We start from the raw sequence: 599 nt of genomic DNA on the forward strand, positions 1-599 counted from the left end.
TCCTCGGCATCATCGAGTTCCCGCAGTTCCTGCAGGCGCTTCAGCAGGCGCCCGGCCGGCCTGGGGGGTTCGTAGGTATCCGTAAACTGACGAAGCCACTCTGGTTCGTGATATCCGCAGCTTCCACCGTAATTGTCGATCGTTATTGGCGACAAGACGACCGGCACCGCTGACGACGCGGCAGCGGCGCGCGAAAGCTTGAACGGACCAAGCTCCGCGCACATGACATCGAAATTTTGTTGAAGGAAGACAAGGCGTGAGCCCGTAGAAAGTTCCGTCGCGCTCACCGCGATTGCCGGCCCACCCGCGCGATCGAGGTCGTCGAAGGTCGCGCCGTTAAATAGAATTTCGTCGTACAGTTGCGCCGCCAGGTCGGAGCGCCCCCAACCGGTCGAAGACAAGGCGGGCCAGTTCAGTGGGTCCAGGACCCTGGCAACCAATTCACCCTGCACGTCGCGTTTGAGAAAGCGCTTTTCGTAAATATCGAACAGTTCTTCGCCATACAGCCCGTAGGCCAGTGCAGTGAAACTGCCGCCTGAGACGCCTGTGATTATGTCGACCTCGTCGAGCAGACGGATCTGGTTGCCCGATTTGGTCGT

Annotated in this window: 1 protein-coding gene; it reads right to left on the reverse strand. The window is 59.4% G+C overall.

Annotated elements, in window-relative coordinates:
• Positions 1–599, reverse strand: a 599-nt coding sequence (locus tag AWB74_RS45210; RefSeq protein WP_200822136.1) for a patatin-like phospholipase family protein, incomplete at both ends; no start/stop codon positions are given.

Origin of the sequence: Caballeronia arvi, assembly GCF_001544695.2 — a bacterium.
GTDB classification, from domain to species: domain Bacteria; phylum Pseudomonadota; class Gammaproteobacteria; order Burkholderiales; family Burkholderiaceae; genus Caballeronia; species Caballeronia arvi.